This window comes from Streptomyces sp. NPDC054872 (assembly GCF_053610705.1).
The window spans coordinates 34766-55417 of record NZ_JBSGYY010000003.1; the positions used below are offsets into that span (position 1 = coordinate 34766).

Below are 20652 nucleotides of genomic sequence, written 5' to 3' on the forward strand. Positions count from 1 at the left end.
TTCGCCGCGCGCGTGGTCAGCCCACGGTGACCATCCGGGCCTTGCTCGGTACCCCGGCCGAGTTGAGCGCGAACAGCAGATAGCTGCCGGGCAGCGCCACGCCCGGGTCGGAGGGGATGTTGAGGGTGTACGAGGTCGCGCTGTTGCGGGTGAAGGTGAGCGGTACGCGCCGCTGGTCGTTGTCCGTGGAGTGGGTCGCGGCGCCCGCCCGCACCAGGGCGAACGAGGTGACCGCCGAGTCAGTGGTCACGGGGACGGTTGCCCCGTTGGCCACGCGGGCGGGCACCGTGCCGGTGATGACGGGCCGGGTGCGCTCGGTGCCGTCGGCGTTGAGCAGGTAGGGCGGGGTGAAGACGGCCCCGTCGGCGTGGTTGGTCGCGCAGTCGCCGCACAGGCCGCCGCCCCCGGAGAAGATGCGCCCGTCGGGCAGCAGGTTGGCCACGCTGTGGTAGTTGCGCGGCACGGCCATGCTCGCCATGCGGGTGAACTGCCCCGTTGCCGGGTCCCATATCTCCGGTGTGAGCGAGGAGGTCGCGTCGCTGAACGGGACCGGGTAGGACTGCCCGCCGAACACGGCGACCTTGCCGTCCGGCATGACCACGCTGTTGCTGAAGGAGCGGGCGAAGTCCATGTCGCCGGTACGCGCGGCCACCGGGGTTCCGCCCCCGTTGAGGTCGACGGTGTACGCGCGCCGGGTGGCCGTCGTGTTCTCGTACGCGGTCGCGCCGCCCAGGGTGAGGAGTTTACCGATGTCGTACGCGACGGCGTTGCCGTTCATGGCGTCCGCGCTGTCGGCCCGTGTTCCGGCGGCGGTGACGGAGCCGTCTCCCTGGGTGGAGATCCAGTTCATCTGCTTGCTCGGTCCCAGCTGGAGAAGCCTGCCGCCCGAAGTCGCGTGCAGCCACTGGTGGTTGTCGGCCCGGTAGGGGCCCGCCGGGTCCGCTGTCATGGTGTTGGTCACCGGCACGCCGGGCAGCCCCCGCCAGGTGCCGGTGGACGGCGACCAGACCTCGCCGTTCTTGCCGCCCTGGGCGCCGCTCCAGGAGCCGCCGAGGACGAAGGCGTCGCCGTTGGAGAGCAGGGTCATGGCCTGGTAGCCGCGGGCGATGTTCATGTCGCTGGTCGCCGACCAGGCGTCGGTGGCCGGATCGTAGATGCTGGCCCGTTCGGCGTTGCTGCCGCCGGTGACCAGCACCCGGCCGTCCTTCAGGACCGCGATGCCGGGGCAGAACATGTCGTGCCGGGTGTTGTCGACCCGTCGTTGGGTGACGGCTCCGGTACCGAGGTCCATGATCGCGGTCTGGGTGTAGCCGTTGCTTCCCCCGAAGCGGTCGACGCCGTACGCGGACCAGGCGAGCAGCTTGTTGTTCGGCAGCACGGCGGTGGCCACGGGAACCAGCGGGAATCCGGTGACCCGGCCCCAGGAGCCGGCGGTCGCCGGGTTCGCCGGAGTGCTGAGACGGAGCTCCGCCGCCGAGGACCACGGCCCGCGCCCGCCCGCCTCCGTGGTGGCCGTCAGACGTACGTACCGCGCGCTGACGGTGCGGGAGAAGGTGGCCCCCTTGACGGTGTCGTCATCCTTCCAGGTGCCGCTCGCGACGGGTGCTCCGAACGTGGTGCCGTCCGTGCTGGTCGTGACGGTGTAGGCGCCGACCCTGCCGTTGGCTCCGGACCTGCGCGGCTGGTAGGTGAGAGCCGAGACGTCGCGGGCGCTCTTCATGTCGATGGTGATGCTGTGCGGCAGGGGCGCGGCGGTACCGGAGTACCGGCTGTGCCAGAGGGTGTCCGGGTCGCCGTCGAGGACGTTGGCGGCGGCGTTCACCGAGGCGCTCACCTCCTCGTCGCTCGCCGTCGCCGTCCACCCGGTCCGCGGCAGGTCGACCACGGAGGCGGGTGAGCCGGGGTCGCCGAGGAGGTTGATCTCGGCCGCGGAGGACCAGGGGCCTCGGTTGCCGGCCTCGCTCGTCGCGGTGAGCCGAACGTAGCGGGCGCCCTGTGCGGCGAAACTCAGGGTCTTGGCGGTCGCGTCGTCGCCGAGGGTGCCGGAGGCGACGGCGGAACCCCAACTCGTACCGTTGGCGCTCAGGTGGATGACATACGAACCCACCCGGCCGTTGGCGCTGTTGGTGCGCGGCTGGTAGACGAGCGCGGATACGACAGCCGTCCGGTGCGTGTCGACGGTGAGGGTGTGCGGCAGCGGCGCGGCGGTGCCGCTCCACTTGCTGTGCCAGATGGTGGTGTTGCTGCCGTCGAGCACGTTGACGGCGCGTCCGTTCTCGGACGCGGTCTCCTCGTCGCTCGCGGACACGGTCCAGCCGTCCCTGGGCAGGACGGGGGCGGTGGGTTCCATGGCGTCGGCCGGCACCACGGGCTCGTGCGGGGCCGCCATCGGGTGCCGAGGATCGGGTGCTCCGGCGGCGCCGGATCCGGCGGCCGCGACGACCGGGCTGATGCCGGTCAACGGAAGCAGCGCGGCAAGGACGGCTGCGAGCGCGAAGGCTATGAGGCCGGTGGATCTGAGTCTGGCGTGCGGAAAGGATGTGAACAGACGCGTCAGCATGAGGTCCCCCCGGGGATGCGCGACAGGCGCGCAGATGAGGGCATGACCATGCCAATAGGGTGCGGGGATGTAAAGGGCGTTCTCCCGCCAATCGGCTGATCTCCGCAGCCGCGCGGCGAGCGGGCGCGCCCCTCGCCGCATTCACCGTCGTCGCCGCCGTCCATCGAGGCGCCGCGCATGCTCGCGGACGCGCACCGGCTGACGCGCACTGATACCTCATCAGTAGGGGGCACACACATAGGTGTCGTGCCCCTAGCACTCCACATGCGCTTGCGGAGGCTGAGGTTCATCGGATCCCAGCAGGTCGCGGGCGCCCACGCGGCAGGCGGGCCGCCGGCCGAGCGCGGGCCCGGCGCGGCCGCCGCTTGGACGGCCGCACCCAGGGCAGTCATGGGCACGACAAGGCCCCGGGCTCGGTGACGGGCATTCTCGATCGGCGCCTACCCAAAGGTGGCACCGGCCCATCGGTGGATCCGACCCAGGGTGGATCCGGTCCAACGGTGGATCCGGCACCGGTCGCCACGTCACGGGGCGTGTTCCCTGCTCGACTCTCGACGGGAGAAGACCGTGACCGCATTACGGACCGTATTACGCCTTCGAAGACGCAGTCACTCACGGAGCGGACCATCGCCCCGCACGACAGGCTTCCTGCTGGCCCTGTCCCTCATAGGTGTCGTCCTGATGGCCCCCGCGCAGGCGCGGGCGGACACCACCTTCTCAGCGAAGATCGACTTCGGCACCGCGACCACCGTGCCGGTGAGCGGCCACGCACTCGACTACGGGCAGGCATTTGGCGCCCGTACCGGCGCCAACCAGGGCACCGGCCTCACCTACGGCTGGGTGGGGCTGACCAACACCACCCCGCTCGACCTGACGGGCAACGGCCGGGACAGAGGCACCGCCGAGCCCGACCGGCTCCTCGCCACCCTCGTGCACATGCAGCTGCCCGCCTCGTCGGCCGGCGTGAAGACCCCGGGCCGGTGGGAGATCGCCGTGCCCAACGGCACCTACACCGTGACGGTCGCCGTGGGCGACGCCACGAGCGTGGACAGCTCCCACGCACTCCAGGTCGAGAACCAGAACGCGGTCGACGGGTTCGTCCCCACGTCCACCACCAAGTACCAGACCAGGACCGTGCAACCGACCGTGGCGGACGGCCGGTTGACGATCAGTCCGCTCGGGGGCAGCAACACGAAGATCGCGTACGTGACCATCGCCCCGCTCGCCGACTCCGCCGTTCACCCGGAGGTCAGGACGGTGACCCCGGCGAACACGGCGACCGGCGCGGCACCGACCGGCAGCGTCGTGGCGGACCTCCGGCTGGTGGGCCCCGGCGTCGACGCCGCGACCCTCACCGGCGGCACGGTCACCCTCAAGGAGTCGGCGACCGGAGCTGCCGTGCCCGCCCGCGTGATCACCAGCGGCGGCGGCGACGTCATCAACCTGTCGCCGACGACGGGACTCAAGGCGAACACCCGCTACCGCTTCGCGGTCACCAGCGGCGCCCGGGACCTGGACGGGCGGAGCTTCACGCCATGGAGCTCGGTGTTCACCACCGGGGCGGGCACCGGCACGGGCACCATCGCCTTCGACAAGGTGGCGACGTCGGCGACGGGCCGGAGTTTCGCCTCCGTGGTGAAGGGCCCCGACGGCAAGCTGTACGCGTCCACGCTCGACGGATACATCCTGCGGTACGCCATCGCCGCCGACGGCACCCTGAGCGGGGCGGAGACGATCTCGACGGTGCGCACGGACGCCACGGCCCGCGGCCTGCCCGGAGCGCCGAACCGCTCCATCATCGGGATGGCGTTCGACCCCTCCTCCACGGCGGCCGCCCCGGTCCTGTGGATCACCTCCAACACCATGTACGCCGGAGGCACCCCGAACGAGCCGGACTGGTCGAGCAGCATCGCCAAGCTGAGCGGTCCGGGGCTCGGCACGTACACCGAGGTGATCAGTCGTCTGCCCCGGTCCGTGAAGGACCACGAGACCAACTCCCTGGCCTTCGGCCCTGACGGCGCCCTCTACGTGACGCAGGGCGCCAACAACGCCATGGGCGCCGCCGACCCGACGTGGGGCAACCGCCCCGAGCGCCTGCTCAACGCCGCGGTGCTGCGCCTCGACCCGGCCAAGCTCCCGGCCTCCGGTGCCGTCGACGTACGGACCGAGAGCCCGGGAACGTACGACCCCTTCGCCGCCGACGCACCGCTGACCCTGTACGCGACGGGCGTACGCAACGCCTATGACCTGGTGTGGCACACCAACGGCCACCTCTACACACCCACCAACGGGTCCGCGGCCGGGGGCAATACGCCCGCCACTCCCACGCCGCTGCCCGCCGCCTGTTCTCGCCGGATCGACGCGGCGACGGCCGGGGCCTACACCGGTCCGGCCGTGCCCGGAATCACGTCCAACCCCGTGGCGGAGACCGACTACATCTTCGACGTGAAGAAGAACCGCTACTACGGGCATCCGAACCCGTCGCGCTGCGAGTGGGTGCTGGCCGGGGGCAACCCCACGTCGGGCACCAGTCCCTTCGAGGTCACCGGCTACCCGGTGGGCACCCAGCCCGACCGCAACCTGGACGCGGCCGGGATGTACGACGCCGGGCTGCACGCCTCCGCCAACGGGGTCGTCGAGTACCGCGGCAACGCCTTCGGCGGCGCGCTCAAGGGCAAGCTGCTCGTGGCCCGTTACAGCAACGGCCAGGACATCGAGGTGTTCGGTGTCGACGCGCAGGGGAAGCTGTCGGCGCCCACGACGGGCATCACCGGGTTCACCGGATTCCAGCAGCCACTGGACGTCGCGGAGGACACGGCCAAGGGCACCCTGTACGTCACGGAACAGGGCGCTTCGAAGATCACCCTGCTCAGGCCCAGGGTGTGACGCCGAGAGGCGAGCCGGCCGGGCACTGACCCGGCACACGTGGGGCTGCCATATGCGTGTCCGGCGCATGTGGCACTCACGGGTGCCACGGTCCGGGCCGGGCGCGGGCCAACTCGACTCCATAGAACGGCCATCAGCTCCGTCATGCCGTCGGGGAAACTGCGCCCGAGATCGCGTTCAGTTCCCTGGCCCTGCGCACGAACCCTTGATGCAGGTCCTGCGCCGCCTGCGTCACCGCGTCGCCTCTCCTGCGCTGCAGCATGAGAATGACGCATGTCGCGTCGTCCGCGATCGGCCGGTAGGTGATCCTGCCAAGCCGTTCCAGCGGATCGCCGATCACACTGAAGTCCGGCAGGACCGTCGCTCCGAGCCCCTCGGCCACCATCAGCTTGCCCATCTCGGCGCCGTCGGTGGAGTACGAGAACACCGGGTCCCGGCCTGCCAGGAGCCGGTGCACGAACCGGTGCATGACATAACCGGAGCGCATCGCCACCAGAGGTTCGCTGATCAGTTCCTCCACCGTGATCGCCCGGCGGGCGGCAAGCGGGCTGTCGGGGTGTACGCACACCACCGGTCTGCCACGCAGGAGCTGGGACGACTCCAGGTCCGCGGGCACGTCGTCGCCGGCCAGATGGTTGACGAGGCCCAGGTCGAAGCCTCCCTCGGACAGGCCCCGTTGAATCTCCGTCTGCTGCGCCCCGACCACCTCGACCTGTGTGACCGGATGCGTCGCGCGGAACTCCCGCACCACCGGCACGAGAAGGGGAACCGTCGCCGCGTTCACCGTGCCGACCCGCACCATGCGGCTGATCCGGTGTTGCTCGCCGGCCGCGGCCCGGAGCCGGTCCAGCGCCTCCAGCACGCTCGCGATGTGCGGCAGCAGCTCCCTGCCCTGTGCGCTCATCGTCGATCCGGAGCGCTTGCGCTCCAGGAGGTCGACTCCCAGCTCCCGCTCCAGGTTCCTGACGGTCTCGCTCAACGCGGGCTGTGACACGCGCAGTTCCTCCGCTGCCCGGCGCAGAGAGCCGAGCCGGGTCACCGCGGCAATGTATTCCAGTTGTTCGGTCCGCATCCCAGCAGAATGCGGATGCCAATCCGGACCGTGCAAGGGTTCCCCTGTCACAGGCTCGTGAAATTCAATGGTCCACGATGCGAAACCGGTCGGGTTTCCCTTGACGGTTCTCAGGACGCCCTGCCAGCATCGAATCCATGAACAGGCAACTGGACCTCACGCGGCGACTCCATGTCGACCTCGCGCGCGTCTCCAGTGCCTCCTGTCGTGCTTGCGGCCTTGATCGCCAGCTTGCGGCCTGAACCGCTACTTCGCGGCCTGAACCGCCGGCTCGCGGCCTGAATCGCTGATCCGCCGCTCTCCCCCCCGCACCCGCACCCGTCGTACCGACCGGCGTGCCGTGCTGTCTCGCACTGCCTGAATCCGGCTCCCGCGCAATCCTGCCGAATTCGGTGTGCCTGAAATTCCCAGCATTTCGCGACAGGAGTTCTGCATGTCCGCGCCCCTAAAATTCGCCTATTGGGTCCCCAATGTCAGCGGCGGCCTGGTCACCAGCAAAATCGAACAGCGCACCGACTGGGGCTACGAATACAACCGGGAACTCGCCGTCCTCGCCGAGAACAACGGCTTCGACTACGCCCTCAGCCAGGTCCGCTACATGGCCAGCTACGGAGCCGAGTACCAACACGAGTCCACCAGCTTCAGCCTCGCCCTGCTGCTGGCCACCGAGCGTTTGAAGGTCATCGCCGCGGTGCATCCGGGACTGTGGCATCCCGGCGTCCTCGCCAAGCTCGGTGCCACAGCGGACCACCTCTCCAAGGGCCGGTTCGCGGTCAACGTCGTCAGCGGCTGGTTCAAGGGCGAGTTCACCGCCCTGGGCGAGCCCTGGCTCGAGCACGACGAGCGTTACCGCCGCACCGAGGAGTTCATCCGCGCGCTCCGCCAGATCTGGACCGAGGACCACACCGAACTCGCGGGCGACTTCTACCGGCTGCGCGACTTCACCCTCAAGCCCAAGCCCCTGAACACTCCCGAGCGGCCTCACCCGGAGATCTTCCAGGGCGGCAACTCCACGGCTGCGCGCGCCATGGCAGGCCGCGTCTCCGACTGGTACTTCTCCAACGGCAAGGACTTCGCCGGGGTCACCGAGCAGATCGACGACGTACGCAAGTCCGCTGCCGAAGCGGGCCGCAGCGCACCGAAGTTCGGCCTCAACGGCTTCCTCATCGCCCGCGACACGGAGGCCGAGGCACGCGAGACGCTGCGCGAGATCGTCGCCAAGGCCGACACCGAGGCCGTCGAAGGCTTCGGTGCCGCCGTCAAGCAGGCCGGCCGGTCCGCCGCTGACGGCAAGGGCATGTGGCAGGACTCCTCCTTCGAGGACCTGGTGCAGTACAACGACGGCTTCCGCACCGGGCTCATCGGCACGCCCGAGCAGATCGCCGAGCGGATCGTCGCCTACAAGAAGCTCGGCGTCGATCTGCTCCTGCTCGGCTTCCTGCACTACCACGAGGAAGTCGAGTACTTCGGCCGACGGGTCCTGCCCCTGGTGCGTGAGCTGGAGTCCCAACTCGCGGACACCGGGCGCTAGTTCGCGCACGCTCGGCGCGATCACCCGCGCACATCCCGCGCGATCACCCGCGCACCTTCCGCGCGGTCACCCGCGCACATCCCGCGCGATCGCCCGCGCACCTCCCGCACTGCCCGCCTTCCCTTCCGCACCGCTCCGTGAAAGAGGTCACGCACCATGAGCACCGTCACGCCCGTCGACTGGCAGACCCGCCCCGCCCCGCAGTCAGCCGAGGACTGGATCACCCGTGCCGCCGAGGTAGCCACTGTCCTGGCCACCGACGCCGCCGCCCGAGACCAGGCCGGCGCCACTCCGTACGCCGAGGTCCAGCTCCTCAAGGACTCGGGCCTGGTCACCCTGCTCGGTCCCACCGAGCACGGCGGCGCGGGCCAGGCATGGCCGACTGCCTACCGGGTGGTCCGCGAGGTGTCCAAGGCCGACGGTTCCATCGGCCAGCTCCTCGGCTACCACTACCTGTGGAACTGGGCCGCCCGCCTGGTGGGCACCCGCGAGCAGTGGGAGCACGTGGAGGCCGAGGCGGCCAGGAACCGCTGGTTCTTCGGCGGAGCCGTCAATCCGCGTGACGCGGACGTCGTCGTCACCGAGGACGGCGACGACCTGGTCTTCACCGGTCGAAAGACCTTCTCCACCGGCAGCAAGGTCTCGGACGTCACCGTCCTGGAGGGCGTCTTCGAAGGCACCGACCAGCATGTCTTCGCGATCGTGCCCTCCGACAGCAGCGGCCTGACCTTCCACGACGACTGGGACAACATCGGCCAGCGGCTCACCGAGAGCGGCGGCGTGACCCTCGACGGCGTCCGCACCCCGTGGGCCTCGGCAGCCGGATACGTCGACAAGAAGTTCCAGCCGCGCGTCTACAACACCCTCAACGTCCCCACCATCCAGCTGGTCTTCGTCAGCTTCTACCTCGGCATCGCGGGCGGCGCGCTGCAGACAGCCGCCACCTACACGCGCGAGAAGACCCGCCCCTGGCTGCACGGCGGCCATGAGCACGCGGTCGACGAGCCGTATGTCATCGACATCTACGGCGACCTCACCGCGAAGCTGTGGGCGGTCGAGGCACTGGCCGACGCGGTCGCCGCCGGAGGGCAGCGGCTGCACGAGGAGCCCGACGCGGTCACCGAGCAGTCCCGTGGCGAATTCGAGGTGCGGGTGGCCGCGGTCAAGGCACGCGCCACCGATGTCGCCCTGGAAGTGTCCAGCCGCATCTTCGAGGTCACCGGAGCCCGCTCGACCGCCAACTCCGAGGGCCTTGACCGGTTCTGGCGCAACGTGCGCACTCACACCCTGCACGACCCGGTCTCGTACAAGCGCCGCGAAGTCGGACGCTGGGTCCTGAGCGGTGAGCTGCCCGAACCGACCTGGTACTCCTGACCGACCTGGTACCCCTGACCGCTCCCCGGGGCGCTTCCCGCACCACGGGAGGCGCCCCACCATCCGAAAGGGCACCCATGGCCACCGTCCTGTCCGTCTCCGGCAGCCCCTCCGCCTCCTCCCGCACCGGAAAACTGCTGCGCCACCTGGATACGCACCTCGCCGCCCACGGCCACGAGGTCATCCCGCTCGACGTCCGCACCATCCCCGCCGAAGCGCTCCTGGGCGCCGACTTCCGCCACCCCGCGATCATCGAGGCCACCGAGCTCTTCGCCCGCGCCGACGGAATCGTCATCGGCACCCCCGTCTACAAGGCGGCCTACTCCGGCGTCCTCAAGGCCCTCCTCGACCTGCTCCCGCAGTACGCACTCGCCGGCAAGACCGTGCTCCCCCTGGCCACCGGCGGCACCACGGCCCACGTACTGGCCATCGACTACGCCCTGCGCCCGGTGCTCAGTTCCATGGGCGCCGGTCACATCGTCCAGGGCTGGTTCACCCTCGACAAGGACCTCACCGCCCACGAGGACGGCACCCTGACCGTCGCGCCGGCCGCGGGCGAGGCACTGGCCCAGGTCCTCGACCAGTTCGTGTCGGCGCTCGGCCGTACGCCGCTGCTGGCCGCGGCGGGCTGAGCGGTGGCTGCCCATGCCATCGCCGACGACGCGGAGGCCCTCGCCGTCGCCGCGTCGCTGGCCGAGGAGTTCCGTACGGACGCCTCCGCACGGGACGTCGAGCGCCGTCTGCCGCGTGCGGAGCTGGACCGGCTCTCCGCGTCCGGCCTGCTCGCCGTCACCGTCCCCGCCGAACACGGTGGGGCGGACGTCTCCGCCGAGACGCTCGCCGAGATCTTCCGTCTGCTGGCCGCCGCCGACGCCAGCCTCGCCCAGATCCCGCAGAGCCACTTCGCCTACATCAACGTGATCCGCCACCAAGGAACCGACGAGCAGCGGAAGTTCTTCTTCGCCGAGCTGCTCTCGGGGGCCCGTTTCGGCAACGCGCAGTCGGAGGCGGGAACCAAACACGTCCAGGACATCCGCACCCGTCTGCACCTGCGGCCGGACGGCTCCTACGACCTGACCGGGGTCAAGCACTACTCCACCGGCGCGCTCTTCGCCCACTGGATCCCCGTACTGGCCCGTACGGACGACGACGCTCTGCAGGTGGCCTACGTGCCCCATGACGCGCCGGGCCTCAGCGTCATCGACGACTGGGACGGCCTGGGCCAGCGCACGACCGCCAGCGGCACCGTCCGCCTGGAGGCCGTACGGGTCCCGGCCGATCGCGTCCTGCCGCACCACCTCACCTTCCAGGGGCCACAACTGCACGGCGCGGTCGCCCAGTTGCTGCACGCGGCGATCGACACCGGCATTGCCTCCGGCGCCCTGGCGGAGGCGGCCCAGTTCGTACGGACCAAGAGCCGCCCCTGGTTCGAGAGCGGCGTCGAGACGGCCGCCGAGGACCCACTGCTGATCCAGCGCTTCGGCGAACTCGCCATACGGGTAAGGGCGGCGCAGGCACTGCTGGGGGATGCCGGGCGAGCCGTGGACGCGTCCCGCGCCGACCTCACCGACGAGTCGGCGGCCGAGGCGTCCATCGCGGTGGCCGCCGCCAAGGTACTGGCCGCGCAGACCGCTGTAGAGGTGGCTGACGCCCTCTTCGAGGTGTCCGGGACCCGCTCGGCGCTCAACTCCCTCAACCTGCACCGCTATTGGCGCGACGCGCGCACCCATACGCTCCACGACCCGGCCCGCTGGAAGATCCAGCACATCGGACGGTACGTACTCAACAACACCCGGCCGCCCCGCCACGGCCTGCTCTGACCGACCACCCCGAGACCTGTCAGTCACCAGATCCAGATTCTCCTGACGCCTGACTCCTGACTCCTGAACGGAGACACCACGTGCCCCTCACCTTCCACTGGTTCTTGCCCACCAACGGCGACAGCCGCCATGTCGTGGGCGGCGGTCACGGCACACCGGCCACCGCCAGCGGACGGGACCGGCCGCCGACGGTGGCCTACCTGAGCCAGATCGCCCGCGCCGCGGAGGACCTGGGCTTCGTGGGCGCGCTCACACCCACCGGCGCCTGGTGCGAGGACGCGTGGCTGACCACCGCGATGGTGGCCCAGCACACGGAGCGGCTGAAGTTCCTGGTCGCTTTCCGTCCGGGCTTCGTCTCCCCCACACTCGCCGCGCAGATGGCCTCCACCTTCCAGCGGCAGACCGGAGGCCGACTCCTGCTGAACGTGGTCACCGGCGGCGAAAGCCACGAGCAGCGCGCGTACGGCGACTTCCTCGACAAGGACGCACGCTACCGCCGCACCGGAGAGTTCCTGGAGATCGTCCGGGCTCTGTGGGAGGGCAAGGCGGTCGACCTGCGGGGCGAACACCTCGGCGTGGAGGGCGCCAAGCTGGCGCGGACGCCGGACCCGGTCCCCGAGGTCTACTTCGGCGGCTCCTCGCCGATCGCGGGCGAGATAGCCGCCCGGCATGTCGACGTGTACCTCACCTGGGGCGAGCCCCCGGCACAGGTCGCCGAGAAGATCACCTTGATCCGGGAACTGGCCGCAAGAGAGCGGCGTACGGTGCGGTTCGGCATCCGGCTTCACGTCATCACCCGGGACACGTCCGAGCAGGCATGGGCCGAGGCCGACCGGCTGCTCGCAGGTTTCGACCAGGAGACGGTGGCGTCGGTACAAGCGGGACTCGCCCGCAGCGAATCCGAGGGGCAGCAGCGGATGCTCGCGCTGCACGGCGGCGGTGACCGGCGCAGCCTGGAGATCCACCCCAACCTCTGGGCAGGGATCGGTCTGGTCCGCGGCGGTGCCGGCACGGCGCTGGTCGGCAGCCACGCGGAGGTCGCCGACCGGATCAAGGAGTACGCCGCGCTGGGTATCGACGAGTTCATCTTCTCCGGCTATCCGCACCTGGAGGAGGCGTACTGGTTCGGCGAGGGCGTACTGCCCCGGCTGGCCGCGGAGGGCCTTTGGCGACACCCCTTCGAAAGGGGCGGGGATCCGGCCGTGCAAGTACCGTTCGCCTGACGGATCACCGGCAGGCGAGCATGTGTCCTCGGATCGTCATGAGTGTCGCGGCGGCGAGGACTGCCCACCTCCGCGACCAACCGCCGTGTTTCTAGGGCGGCCGACTTTCGGGCACCGACAGGCTCAGAACCCAAAGCCGTGGGAGCGGGGATCTGGAGGAAACCTCCGCCCTCCAGGCCCCGTGCACCCGTCGATCCACTCAGCAGGTCAGTTGTCAGTCCCCTCGTTCTCAAAAGCCCGCAGCAGATCCGCGGCGACGCTCACCGCGATGGTCGCGGGCTCCTTGCCGGTGATGTCCGCGAGGCCGATCGGGGTCTTGATCCGGCCGAGGGTGGATTCGTCGTGTCCGCCTTCGGTGGTGAGGCGGTTACGGAAGCGCCCCCACTTGGCCGCCGACCCGATCAGGCCGATGGAGCCGAGATGGGAGGTGCGCAGGGCGGCGTCGCACAGTGCGGCGTCCTCGGCGTGGTCATGGGTCATGATCAGGACGTGGGTGCCGCGCGGCAGCTCCTCCAGTACCTCCTCGGGCAACAGCGGAGTGTGGTGCACATGCACCTGCCCCACCGCGTCCGCCAGCACACCCAGCCGCTCCGCGGTGAGGATGTCGGAGCGGCTGTCGATCAGATGGAGGTCCAGGTCCTGACGCGCCAGGATGCGCGCCAGTTCCAGGCCGACGTGTCCTACGCCGAAGATCGCCACGGCCCGTACCACCGCCAGCGGTTCGAGCAGCACCGAGACCGTGCCGCCGCAGCACTGCACGCCGTGCTGGTTGGTCACCTTGTCGTTCAGGGCGAAATCGATCAGTTCCGGCTCCGGCTTGGACGCGGCGATCATCTCCCGGGCCCGATCGATCGCGACGGCCTCGACATTGCCGCCGCCGATCGAGCCCCACGCCTCGGTCTCCCCCACCACGAGCTTCGCACCGGCGTCGCGTGGGGCGTGTCCGCGCACGGACGCGACAGTCACGAGCACGCCGGGCTCCCGGCGTGCTCGCAACCGCGCGACCGCGGCGATCCACGTCATGTCAGGCACCGCTCAACGTTTTTGCGTCCGCCAGAACCTCGCCGCTGTGGGCGAGCGCCTCACGGGGAGCGTCGTCCTGACCAGTCCGGTGAGCCTGGCGCGCCCCCTCGATCGCCCAGTACACCGCTTCCGGAGTCGCGGGCGAGGCCAACTCGACGCTGGTCCCGCTCGGCCCGAACGCGGCCGCAGCCTGCCGCAAGGCTTCCCGTACGCAGAACGCCAGCATCAGCGGGGGCTCGCCGACCGCCTTGGAGCCGTACACCGCGCCCTCTTCGGTGGCGTTCTCCAGGAGCGACACGTTGAACTCCTCGGGCATCTCCGAGAAGCTCGGCAGCTTGTAGGTGCTGGCGGCCTGGGTCAGCAGTCGGCCGCGGCTCGGTCCGTCACCGGCGTCCCAGCGCAGGTCCTCGAGTGTCAGCCACCCCGCGCCCTGCACGAACCCGCCCTCGACCTGGCCGATGTCGATCATCGGGGACAGGCTGTCGCCGACATCGTGCACGATGTCCACGCGTCGGATGCGGTACGCACCGGTGAAGCCGTCCACCTCCACCTCGGCCGCCGCGGCGCCGATGGCGAAGTACTTGAACGGGGAGCCGCTGAACGACTTCGCGTCCCAGTGCAGACCCTCGGTGCGGTAGAAACCGGCCGCCGACAGCTGAACCCGTTGGAAGTACGCGGTGCGGACCAGGTCGTCCCAGCCCAGCTCCTTCTCGCTGCCGAGAGCGCGGGCGACGCCTTCGACGATGCGTACGTCCGCGGCGCTCGAACCCAGTTGCGTGGCGGCCACCTGCAGGAGCCGTTCGCGCAGTTGGGCGCACGCGTTCTTCACCGCCGCGCCGTTGAGGTCCGCTCCGGAACTCGCAGCCGTCGCCGAGGTGTTGGGGACCTTGTCGGTTCGGGTGGGCGCCAGGCGCACCTTGTGCAGCGGGATGCCCAGGGTGGTCGCAGCCACCTGCAGCATCTTGGTGTGCAGGCCCTGGCCCATCTCGGTGCCACCGTGATTGATCAGGACCGAGCCGTCCTTGTAGATCAGCACCAGCGCGCCGCCCTGGTTGAAGGCGGTGAGGTTGAACGAGATCCCGAACTTCACGCCGGTGATCGCGAGTGCCCGCTTGGTGTGGGGGTGCGCGGCATTGAAAGCGGCGATCTCACGCCTGCGGTCGGCGAGTTGACCGGTGTGCTTCACCTGCTCCCAGACGGCGGAGATCCGTTCGGGCTGAGTGACGGGCTGTCCGTAGGGCGTCGACTGGCCCGGCCGGTAGAAGTTGCGCTCGCGCAACTCCGTCGGATCGAGGCCGAGCAGCGGCGCGCACCGGCCCATGATGTCCTCGATCACCAGCATTCCCTGCGGCCCGCCGAAACCTCGGAAGGCGGTGTTGGACGCCTTGTTGGTCTTGGCGATGCGACCGGCGACGCGCGCGTTGGGGATCCAGTAGGTGTTGTCGATGTGGCACAGCGCACGGGCCACCACCGGCTCGGACAGGTCCAGGCTCCAGCCGCCGTCGGCGGTCAAGGTGGCGTCGAGGGCCTGGATGCGGCCCTCGGCGTCGAACCCGATCTTCCACTGGGCGTGGAACCCGTGGCGCTTGCCGGACATGGTCAGATCCTGCGTGCGGTTGAGCCGCAGCCGTACCGGCCGACCGGTTAGCTTGGCGCCGAGTGCGGCGATGGCCGCGAACCCGTGCGGCTGCATCTCCTTGCCGCCGAAGCCGCCGCCCATCCGCAGACATTGCACGGTCACTTCGTGGCTGTGCAGGCCCAGCACGTGCGCGACGATCTCCTGGGTCTCCGAAGGGTGCTGGGTGCTGCTCTGGACGAAAACCTGCTCGGCCTCGTCGATGTGGGCCAGCGCCGCGTGCGTCTCCAGGTAGAAATGTTCCTGGTCGGAGAACTGGAACTCGCCGGTGAACACGTGCGCGGAGTCGGCGAAGCCGGCCTCGACGTCGCCGGCCAGCATCATGGGCCGGGCACCGTGGAAACTGTCGGCCGCGATCGCGTCCTGAAGGGTGATCAGGGAGGGCTGTTCGTCGAGTTCCACCTCGACGGCCGCCGCACCGAGCCGGGCGGCCTCCAACGTCTCGCCGAGCACCCAGGCGACCGCGTGCCCATGGAACATGACCACGTCGGGGAAGAGCGGTTCGTCGTGCTTCATTCCGGCGTCGTTGACGCCGGGCACGTCGGCCGCGGTCAGCACGCGGACCACGCCCGGCACGTCGAGTGCGGGCTCGGTGCGCAGTGCGGTGATCCTGCCATGGGCCTTCGTGGCCTGGACCGGGTGGGCGTGCAGTACGTCCTTGGTGCGATGGATCAGGTCGTCGGTGTAGAGCGCGCTGCCGGTGACGTGCAGGACGGCGCTCTCGTGCGGCACGGAGACGCCGACGACGGGCTTCTCGGGGCGCTCGGACAGATGGCTCATGACGTCACACCCTCGGTGGTTTGTGCGTACAGCTTCAGCAGACTCTGGCCGAGCATCGCGGAACGGTAAAGGGCGCTGGCGCGGTGATCGTTCATCGGCGTGCCCTCCGCCCGCAGCACCCGGGCGGCGGCCTCGACGGTCTCCGCCGCCCATGGCTTGCCCTGGAGGGCCGCCTCGGTGGCGAGGGAGCGGATCGGCGTGGCCGCCACGCCGCCCAGGCCGATGCGCGCCTTGCGTACGAGTCCGTCCTCGATGTCGAGCGCGAAAGCGACCGCGACGCTGGAGATGTCGTCGAATCGCCGCTTGGCGATCTTGTGGAAGCCCACGACCGGCGACAGTGGCAGGGGAAAACGCACCGCACGGATCAACTCGCCGAGTCGGCGCACGCTCTGCCGGTATCCGGTGAAGTAGTCCGCCAACGGAACCTCGCGTTCGCCGTCGACGCCGGTGAGGACCACCGAGGCATCGAGGGCGAGCAGCGCCGGCGGGCTGTCACCGATGGGCGAGCCGGTACCCAGGTTGCCGCCGAGGGTCGCGCTGTTGCGGATGAGCCTGGAGGCGAACTGCGGGAACAGCTGGCCCAGCAACGGGACACGGCCGTCGAGGCGGCGCTCGATCTCGGTGAGCGTCAGCGCCGCTCCGATCTCGACGTGGTCGGATTCGACGCGCAGCTCCCGCAGTTCGGGCAGCCGGTCGACGGCGACCACGTAATCCGCCCTGCGGGAGCGGATGTTGACCTCCACACCCCAGTCGGTGGAGCCGGCGACGACCACCGCGTCGGGTCGCTCACGCAGCAACCGCAGTACGTCTGCCAGAGTGCCCGGCCGCAGGAACGCCTTGTCGTCACACGTGTATTCGGTGGCGGCCGGCGGGGGCGGGGACTGCTCACGACGCTGGGCCAGCAGGTCCTCGTCGGTGGGCGTACCGACGGCGAACGCGGCATCGCGGATCGGGCGATAGCCGGTGCAGCGGCACAGGTTTCCGCTCAGCGCATGAAGGTCGAAGCCGTTCGGACCGTGCTCGGCGTCGGTGTCCTTGGTCGAGCCGTCGTTCTTCACCGCGTCGGACGAGTCGGACGAGTCAGCCGCGTCGGGGGAAGCCGCGTGCGCGCACCGGTCGGGACGGTAGTACTCAGCGGCCATGCTGCAGATGAACCCCGGTGTGCAGTAACCGCATTGGGAGCCGCCGCGGACCGCCATCTCCTCCTGCACCGGATGCAGTGTGCGCCCGGTGCCGGACTCACCGACGGTGGCGAGGCCTTCGGAGGTGACGATCTCCTGCCCGTCCAGGGCCGCGGCCGGGATCAGGCAGGCGTTGATCGCCACCCAGTCGGTCGGCTTGTTCACCCCGGGGCGGGCCACCAGGACCGAACAGGCACCGCATTCACCCTCGGCGCAGCCCTCCTTGGCGCCGGTCAGACCACGCTCGCGCAGGAAGTCCAGCGCCGAGGTGTGGGACGCAGCCGGGGAGATCGGTGCTTCTTTCCCGTTGACGGTGATCCGAGGGGTCTGAGTGGTCCGAGTGGTCCGAGCCGTTGTCATGACAGGCCTTCGCTTCGATGCGCGATCGGTTGATTCATCATGGTCGCCAATTTCAGGCAGCTTTCTGTGTTCGGACGCGCCACGCGAGAGGGGCGCACGACAGCACGCGGCAGTGGCGTGCCGGAAGGCGGTGGGGTGGTGAGGCGGTGAGGTGATGCCGGTGTCGCGAGGGGTGCCAGAAATGGCCGGCGCTGCTGCGCTACGGACGGCAAGCACGAGGTGCCACGGACGGGCACATCAGAAGGGCGTACTCAGGCGCCGTGCGCGATCCGACCCGGAACCCAGACAGTGCGCTGGGCGAGGCGACCGAGATCAGAGCTGGTGTTCATCCGCTGGGTCGCCCCCTTTCAGTCGTGACAGGTCGATGGCCACCGCAAACTAGTTGGCTGGAGCCACCGAGGTCAAGGGGTGGTGGTCTGTCGGGGTACCGCACCGCACCGCAGGCCACGTGCTCGGCGAGGGGTTGCGCGGCACCCGCGACACCTTCGGGGGCGGTGTGGCAAATCGCCCGCGGGGTGGACCTCTCCCGGCGGGCGAACCGCTCCTTCGTCGACCGCGGCGCCTACGTGGTGGCCAGGGCCTCGCCCGTCCACGCGGCGCGCAGCGCCTTCTTGTCCACCTTGCCGACCTTGGTCGTCGGCAACTGGTCCAGGAGGACGGTCCCGCGGGGCGTGTAGAGCTCCCCCAGCTCGGCGGTGACCGCCGCGCCGACCGTCTCCGGGTCGACGTCGGCGCCCTCCGCCGTGGCCAGGAAGATCTGTACGGCCTCCCCGAACTCCTCGTCAGGAACGCCGAGGGCCGCCGCGTTGCGCACCCCGGGCAGCGTGAGCAGGAAGTCCTCGAGGACCCGGGAGTAGACGTTGTCGCTGGTGCTGCCGGTGACGATGATGTCCTTGGCCCGGTCGACGAGATAGAGGTAGCCGTCGGCGTCGAGATAGCCCAGGTCCCCCGTGCGCAGCCAACCGTCGTGCAGCGCCTGCGCGGTGCGCTCCGGGTCCTCGTAGTAGCCGAGCATCACCGTCTCGCCCCGGACGCACACCTCGCCGACCTGCCTGGCGGGCAGTGCGGCCGCGCTGTCCTCACCACGGATCTCGATCTCGGTGTCGGATATCGCGCGACCGCAGCTGCGCCAGAGCTCGGGCCGGCGAGCCCCCTCCGAGGCGAGGTCGTCCGCGCCGAACGCGGCGATGCCGAGCGCCTCCGACTGTCCGTAGCCCTGGCTGAGGACCGGGCCGAAGACCTCGACGGCCTGCTGCAGACGGCTGGGCGACGAGGCCGCGCCGCCCACGACGATCCGTCGCAGCGCGGGGAGGGTGCCCGGCACGCACTCCGGGTGGTCGAGCAGCGCGTACAGCATCGGCGGCACGAACATGGTGGCGGTGATGCGCTCCTCGCGCAGCACCGTCAGAGCCGCGCTCGCTTCGAACTCGGGCAGTACGACGAGGGCGGCGCCCGTCACCAGGGCCTGTACCGAGGTGAGGTGGCCGCTGCCGTGGGTGAGCAGCGTGGAGGCGAGCACCCTGTCCGTACCCGGGTTCGCGGTCGGGAAGACCGCGGGGCTCGACTCCTGGCGGCCCTCCGCCAGGTCGACCAGTGCGTCATACAGACGGTGACTGTGCGCGGCGAGCTTGGGGCGGCCCAGGGTGCCGCCGGTGTAGAGGACGGTGACCGCTTCGTCGGGTCCCGGGGCGGGCACCCCGTCGGGACGCTCCGCGGGGCATGCGGCCGCCACGGCCAGCAGGTCCGTGCAGCGCTGTTCGCAGGGCCCGAGGCTGAGCAGCACGGGGGCGTGGACGCTGCGGTCCGCCGCGTCGGCGGCCCGCCGGGCGAAGAGCGGGTCGGTGACCACGGCGCGCGCCCGGGACTGCTCGACCAGCGCGGCGAGCTCCCCGGGCCCGGGTTCGGGCGGCAGGAACACGACGCGGCAGCCGATGAGATGGACCGCTAGCTGGACCAGGACGGAGTCCACACGGTTGGCCAGGAACAGCCCCACTCCGTCGCCGGGCGCGAGCCCCTGCCGGCGCAGCGCGTGCCCCAACCGGAACAGCCGCCGCCGAGCGTCCGCCCGAGTCAGTCGCTCGGCACCCTGAACCAGCGCCTCGGCGTGCTCGTCCGTGTGCCACTGCTCCAGGATGCGGTCCACGTACGTCTGCGGCCCGGATGTTTGCTGTGCGTTAATGATCATGGACACATGCAAACATGTCGCTTAGGTGCCGTGCTCTCACAGGGGGTCGATTCGGCCATCGGACCGCGGAGTAACATGCCCCGGGCCGGAGGGGTGTGTGCCTTTGGCCCAGGACCCGTCCGATCAGGTCTCCCGCGGCCCCTCGCGCCAGCGCGGCGGGTCGATCCGGCCCGCGTACAACGGGAGTTCGAGGGGCGGGCGGTCGTCGGCGAACGGGTCCCACACTCGGGCGAGGCCCGCCGTGCCGTGCGCGCGGACCCGGCGGGCCTCGGCCAGGTCGAGGATGTCCGTCACGACGATCTCCGGTTCGGGGCCCGACTCGGCACGTACCCGGCCCTCGGGGTCCACGACGACGCTGCGGCCGATGCCGTCCGGGGGCGCCGCGTTCACGCTGGCGAGGAACACCTGGTTGACGATCGCGTTGGCGCGGGCGAGGACGAGTTCCTGGGCGCGGTCCACGGTCGGTGTGCGCACCAGGTTCACCACGAGGTCGGCGCCCTGCCATGCCAGGTGGCGGGTGACCTCCGGGAACCACGCGTCGTAACAGATCGACAGACCGACCCGTCCGTGGCCCGCCAGGTCGAAGACGATGAAGCTGCCGCCCGCCGCCGTCGTCTCGTGGGGAAGCCAGGGGAAGACCTTGCGGTACTCGGCGACGCGCCGCCCCTCGGGCGAGTACACGGGCGCCGTGTTGTAGATCTGGCCGTCGGCAGCGCGTTCGTACACACTTCCGGGGATGAGCCACAGTCCGAGTTCGCGGGCCAGCCCGGCCAGCGTTTCGCCCCTGGGGCCGTCGATGTCCTGGGCGGCCGCGGTCATGACCCGCTCGGGGTCCTCCTCCGGACGGTGGCCGCACACATGCAGCTCCGGGAACGCGAACAACCGCACCGCGGGGTAGGCGCGGGCGAGGCGGCGCAGCTGGTCCGCGAACGCGTCGAGGCTGTCGTCGGCGTGATGGAGGGCGGCCGCCTGCACCAGGCCGATCGGCAGTGGGGTGGGCATGGGAAGTGGGCACCTTCCG

The 20652-nt window shown here is 70.2% G+C and carries 14 protein-coding genes; 7 read left to right on the top strand and 7 right to left on the bottom strand.

From position 1 onward, the window contains the following. Positions 1-16: 16 nt before the first annotated feature. Positions 17-2560, bottom strand: a complete 2544-nt coding sequence (locus tag ACWGIH_RS04240; protein ID WP_453442954.1) for a discoidin domain-containing protein — start codon at positions 2558-2560, stop codon at positions 17-19. Positions 2561-3241: 681 nt separating this feature from the next. Between ACWGIH_RS04240 and ACWGIH_RS04245 the strand changes: the two genes are divergently transcribed. After that, the gene (locus ACWGIH_RS04245) at positions 3242-5446 is read left to right on the top strand and encodes an Ig-like domain-containing protein (protein ID WP_453442955.1); all 2205 of its coding nucleotides are present in this window, start codon (positions 3242-3244) and stop codon (positions 5444-5446) included. A gap of 142 nt (positions 5447-5588) precedes the next feature. Here the strand turns inward: ACWGIH_RS04245 and ACWGIH_RS04250 are convergent, their stop codons facing one another. Next, positions 5589-6518: a LysR family transcriptional regulator gene (locus ACWGIH_RS04250; protein ID WP_453442957.1), complete on the bottom strand. Its 930-nt coding sequence runs from the start codon at positions 6516-6518 to the stop codon at positions 5589-5591. Positions 6519-6655: 137 nt separating this feature from the next. On the opposite strand from ACWGIH_RS04250, the gene ACWGIH_RS04255 reads away from it, so the two are divergent. From ACWGIH_RS04255 to ACWGIH_RS04280, 6 genes are all read left to right on the top strand, one after another. Beyond that, on the top strand, positions 6656-6760 hold the full coding sequence (locus ACWGIH_RS04255; protein ID WP_453442959.1) for a putative leader peptide: 105 nt from the start codon (positions 6656-6658) through the stop codon (positions 6758-6760). Positions 6761-6951: 191 nt separating this feature from the next. Next, positions 6952-8049: a dimethylsulfone monooxygenase SfnG gene (gene sfnG / locus ACWGIH_RS04260; RefSeq protein WP_453442960.1), complete on the top strand. Its 1098-nt coding sequence runs from the start codon at positions 6952-6954 to the stop codon at positions 8047-8049. Between the two features lie 156 nt (positions 8050-8205). Then, positions 8206-9423, top strand: a complete 1218-nt coding sequence (locus ACWGIH_RS04265) for an acyl-CoA dehydrogenase family protein (RefSeq protein ID WP_453442962.1) — start codon at positions 8206-8208, stop codon at positions 9421-9423. 77 nt (positions 9424-9500) lie between these two features. Then, a complete protein-coding gene (ssuE, locus tag ACWGIH_RS04270) occupies positions 9501-10055 on the top strand; it encodes an NADPH-dependent FMN reductase (RefSeq protein ID WP_453442964.1) in 555 nt (184 codons plus the stop codon). A gap of 3 nt (positions 10056-10058) precedes the next feature. Beyond that, entirely contained in the window at positions 10059-11243 is a 1185-nt protein-coding gene (locus ACWGIH_RS04275) for an SfnB family sulfur acquisition oxidoreductase (protein WP_453442966.1), read from the top strand. A gap of 80 nt (positions 11244-11323) precedes the next feature. Next, the gene (locus tag ACWGIH_RS04280; RefSeq protein ID WP_453442967.1) at positions 11324-12466 is read left to right on the top strand and encodes an LLM class flavin-dependent oxidoreductase; all 1143 of its coding nucleotides are present in this window, start codon (positions 11324-11326) and stop codon (positions 12464-12466) included. A gap of 207 nt (positions 12467-12673) precedes the next feature. Here ACWGIH_RS04280 and xdhC read toward each other — a convergent pair whose 3' ends face one another. The 5 genes from xdhC to ACWGIH_RS04305 form a co-directional block, all read right to left on the bottom strand. Continuing rightward, a complete protein-coding gene (xdhC, locus tag ACWGIH_RS04285) occupies positions 12674-13489 on the bottom strand; it encodes a xanthine dehydrogenase accessory protein XdhC (RefSeq protein ID WP_453443202.1) in 816 nt (271 codons plus the stop codon). 1 nt (position 13490) lies between these two features. After that, a complete protein-coding gene (gene xdhB, locus ACWGIH_RS04290; protein WP_453442969.1) occupies positions 13491-15905 on the bottom strand; it encodes a xanthine dehydrogenase molybdopterin binding subunit in 2415 nt (804 codons plus the stop codon). Beyond that, positions 15902-17446 carry a xanthine dehydrogenase small subunit gene (locus tag ACWGIH_RS04295; RefSeq protein WP_453442971.1) on the bottom strand — a complete coding sequence of 515 codons (1545 nt, stop codon included), beginning with the start codon at positions 17444-17446 and terminating at the stop codon, positions 15902-15904. The genes xdhB and ACWGIH_RS04295 overlap by 4 nt, the downstream gene beginning before the upstream one ends. Positions 17447-18008: 562 nt before the next feature. Next, entirely contained in the window at positions 18009-19631 is a 1623-nt protein-coding gene (locus ACWGIH_RS04300) for a class I adenylate-forming enzyme family protein (RefSeq protein ID WP_453442973.1), read from the bottom strand. Between the two features lie 123 nt (positions 19632-19754). Then, positions 19755-20633, bottom strand: a complete 879-nt coding sequence (locus ACWGIH_RS04305; protein ID WP_453442974.1) for a carbon-nitrogen hydrolase family protein — start codon at positions 20631-20633, stop codon at positions 19755-19757. Between the last annotated feature and the right edge of the window lie 19 nt (positions 20634-20652).

Bases quoted from the DNA above. Each gene is read 5' to 3' on its own strand.
- ACWGIH_RS04240 (WP_453442954.1), bottom strand. From the start codon at position 2,560: ATGCTGACGCGTCTGTTCACATCCTTTCCGCACGCCAGACTCAGATCC.
- ACWGIH_RS04245 (WP_453442955.1), top strand. From the start codon at position 3,242: ATGGCCCCCGCGCAGGCGCGGGCGGACACCACCTTCTCAGCGAAGATC.
- ACWGIH_RS04250 (WP_453442957.1), bottom strand. From the start codon at position 6,518: ATGCGGACCGAACAACTGGAATACATTGCCGCGGTGACCCGGCTCGGC.
- ACWGIH_RS04255 (WP_453442959.1), top strand. From the start codon at position 6,656: ATGAACAGGCAACTGGACCTCACGCGGCGACTCCATGTCGACCTCGCG.
- sfnG (WP_453442960.1), top strand. From the start codon at position 6,952: ATGTCCGCGCCCCTAAAATTCGCCTATTGGGTCCCCAATGTCAGCGGC.
- ACWGIH_RS04265 (WP_453442962.1), top strand. From the start codon at position 8,206: ATGAGCACCGTCACGCCCGTCGACTGGCAGACCCGCCCCGCCCCGCAG.
- ssuE (WP_453442964.1), top strand. From the start codon at position 9,501: ATGGCCACCGTCCTGTCCGTCTCCGGCAGCCCCTCCGCCTCCTCCCGC.
- xdhC (WP_453443202.1), bottom strand. From the start codon at position 13,489: ATGACGTGGATCGCCGCGGTCGCGCGGTTGCGAGCACGCCGGGAGCCC.
- xdhB (WP_453442969.1), bottom strand. From the start codon at position 15,905: ATGAGCCATCTGTCCGAGCGCCCCGAGAAGCCCGTCGTCGGCGTCTCC.
- ACWGIH_RS04295 (WP_453442971.1), bottom strand. From the start codon at position 17,446: ATGACAACGGCTCGGACCACTCGGACCACTCAGACCCCTCGGATCACC.
- ACWGIH_RS04300 (WP_453442973.1), bottom strand. From the start codon at position 19,631: ATGATCATTAACGCACAGCAAACATCCGGGCCGCAGACGTACGTGGAC.
- ACWGIH_RS04305 (WP_453442974.1), bottom strand. From the start codon at position 20,633: ATGCCCACCCCACTGCCGATCGGCCTGGTGCAGGCGGCCGCCCTCCAT.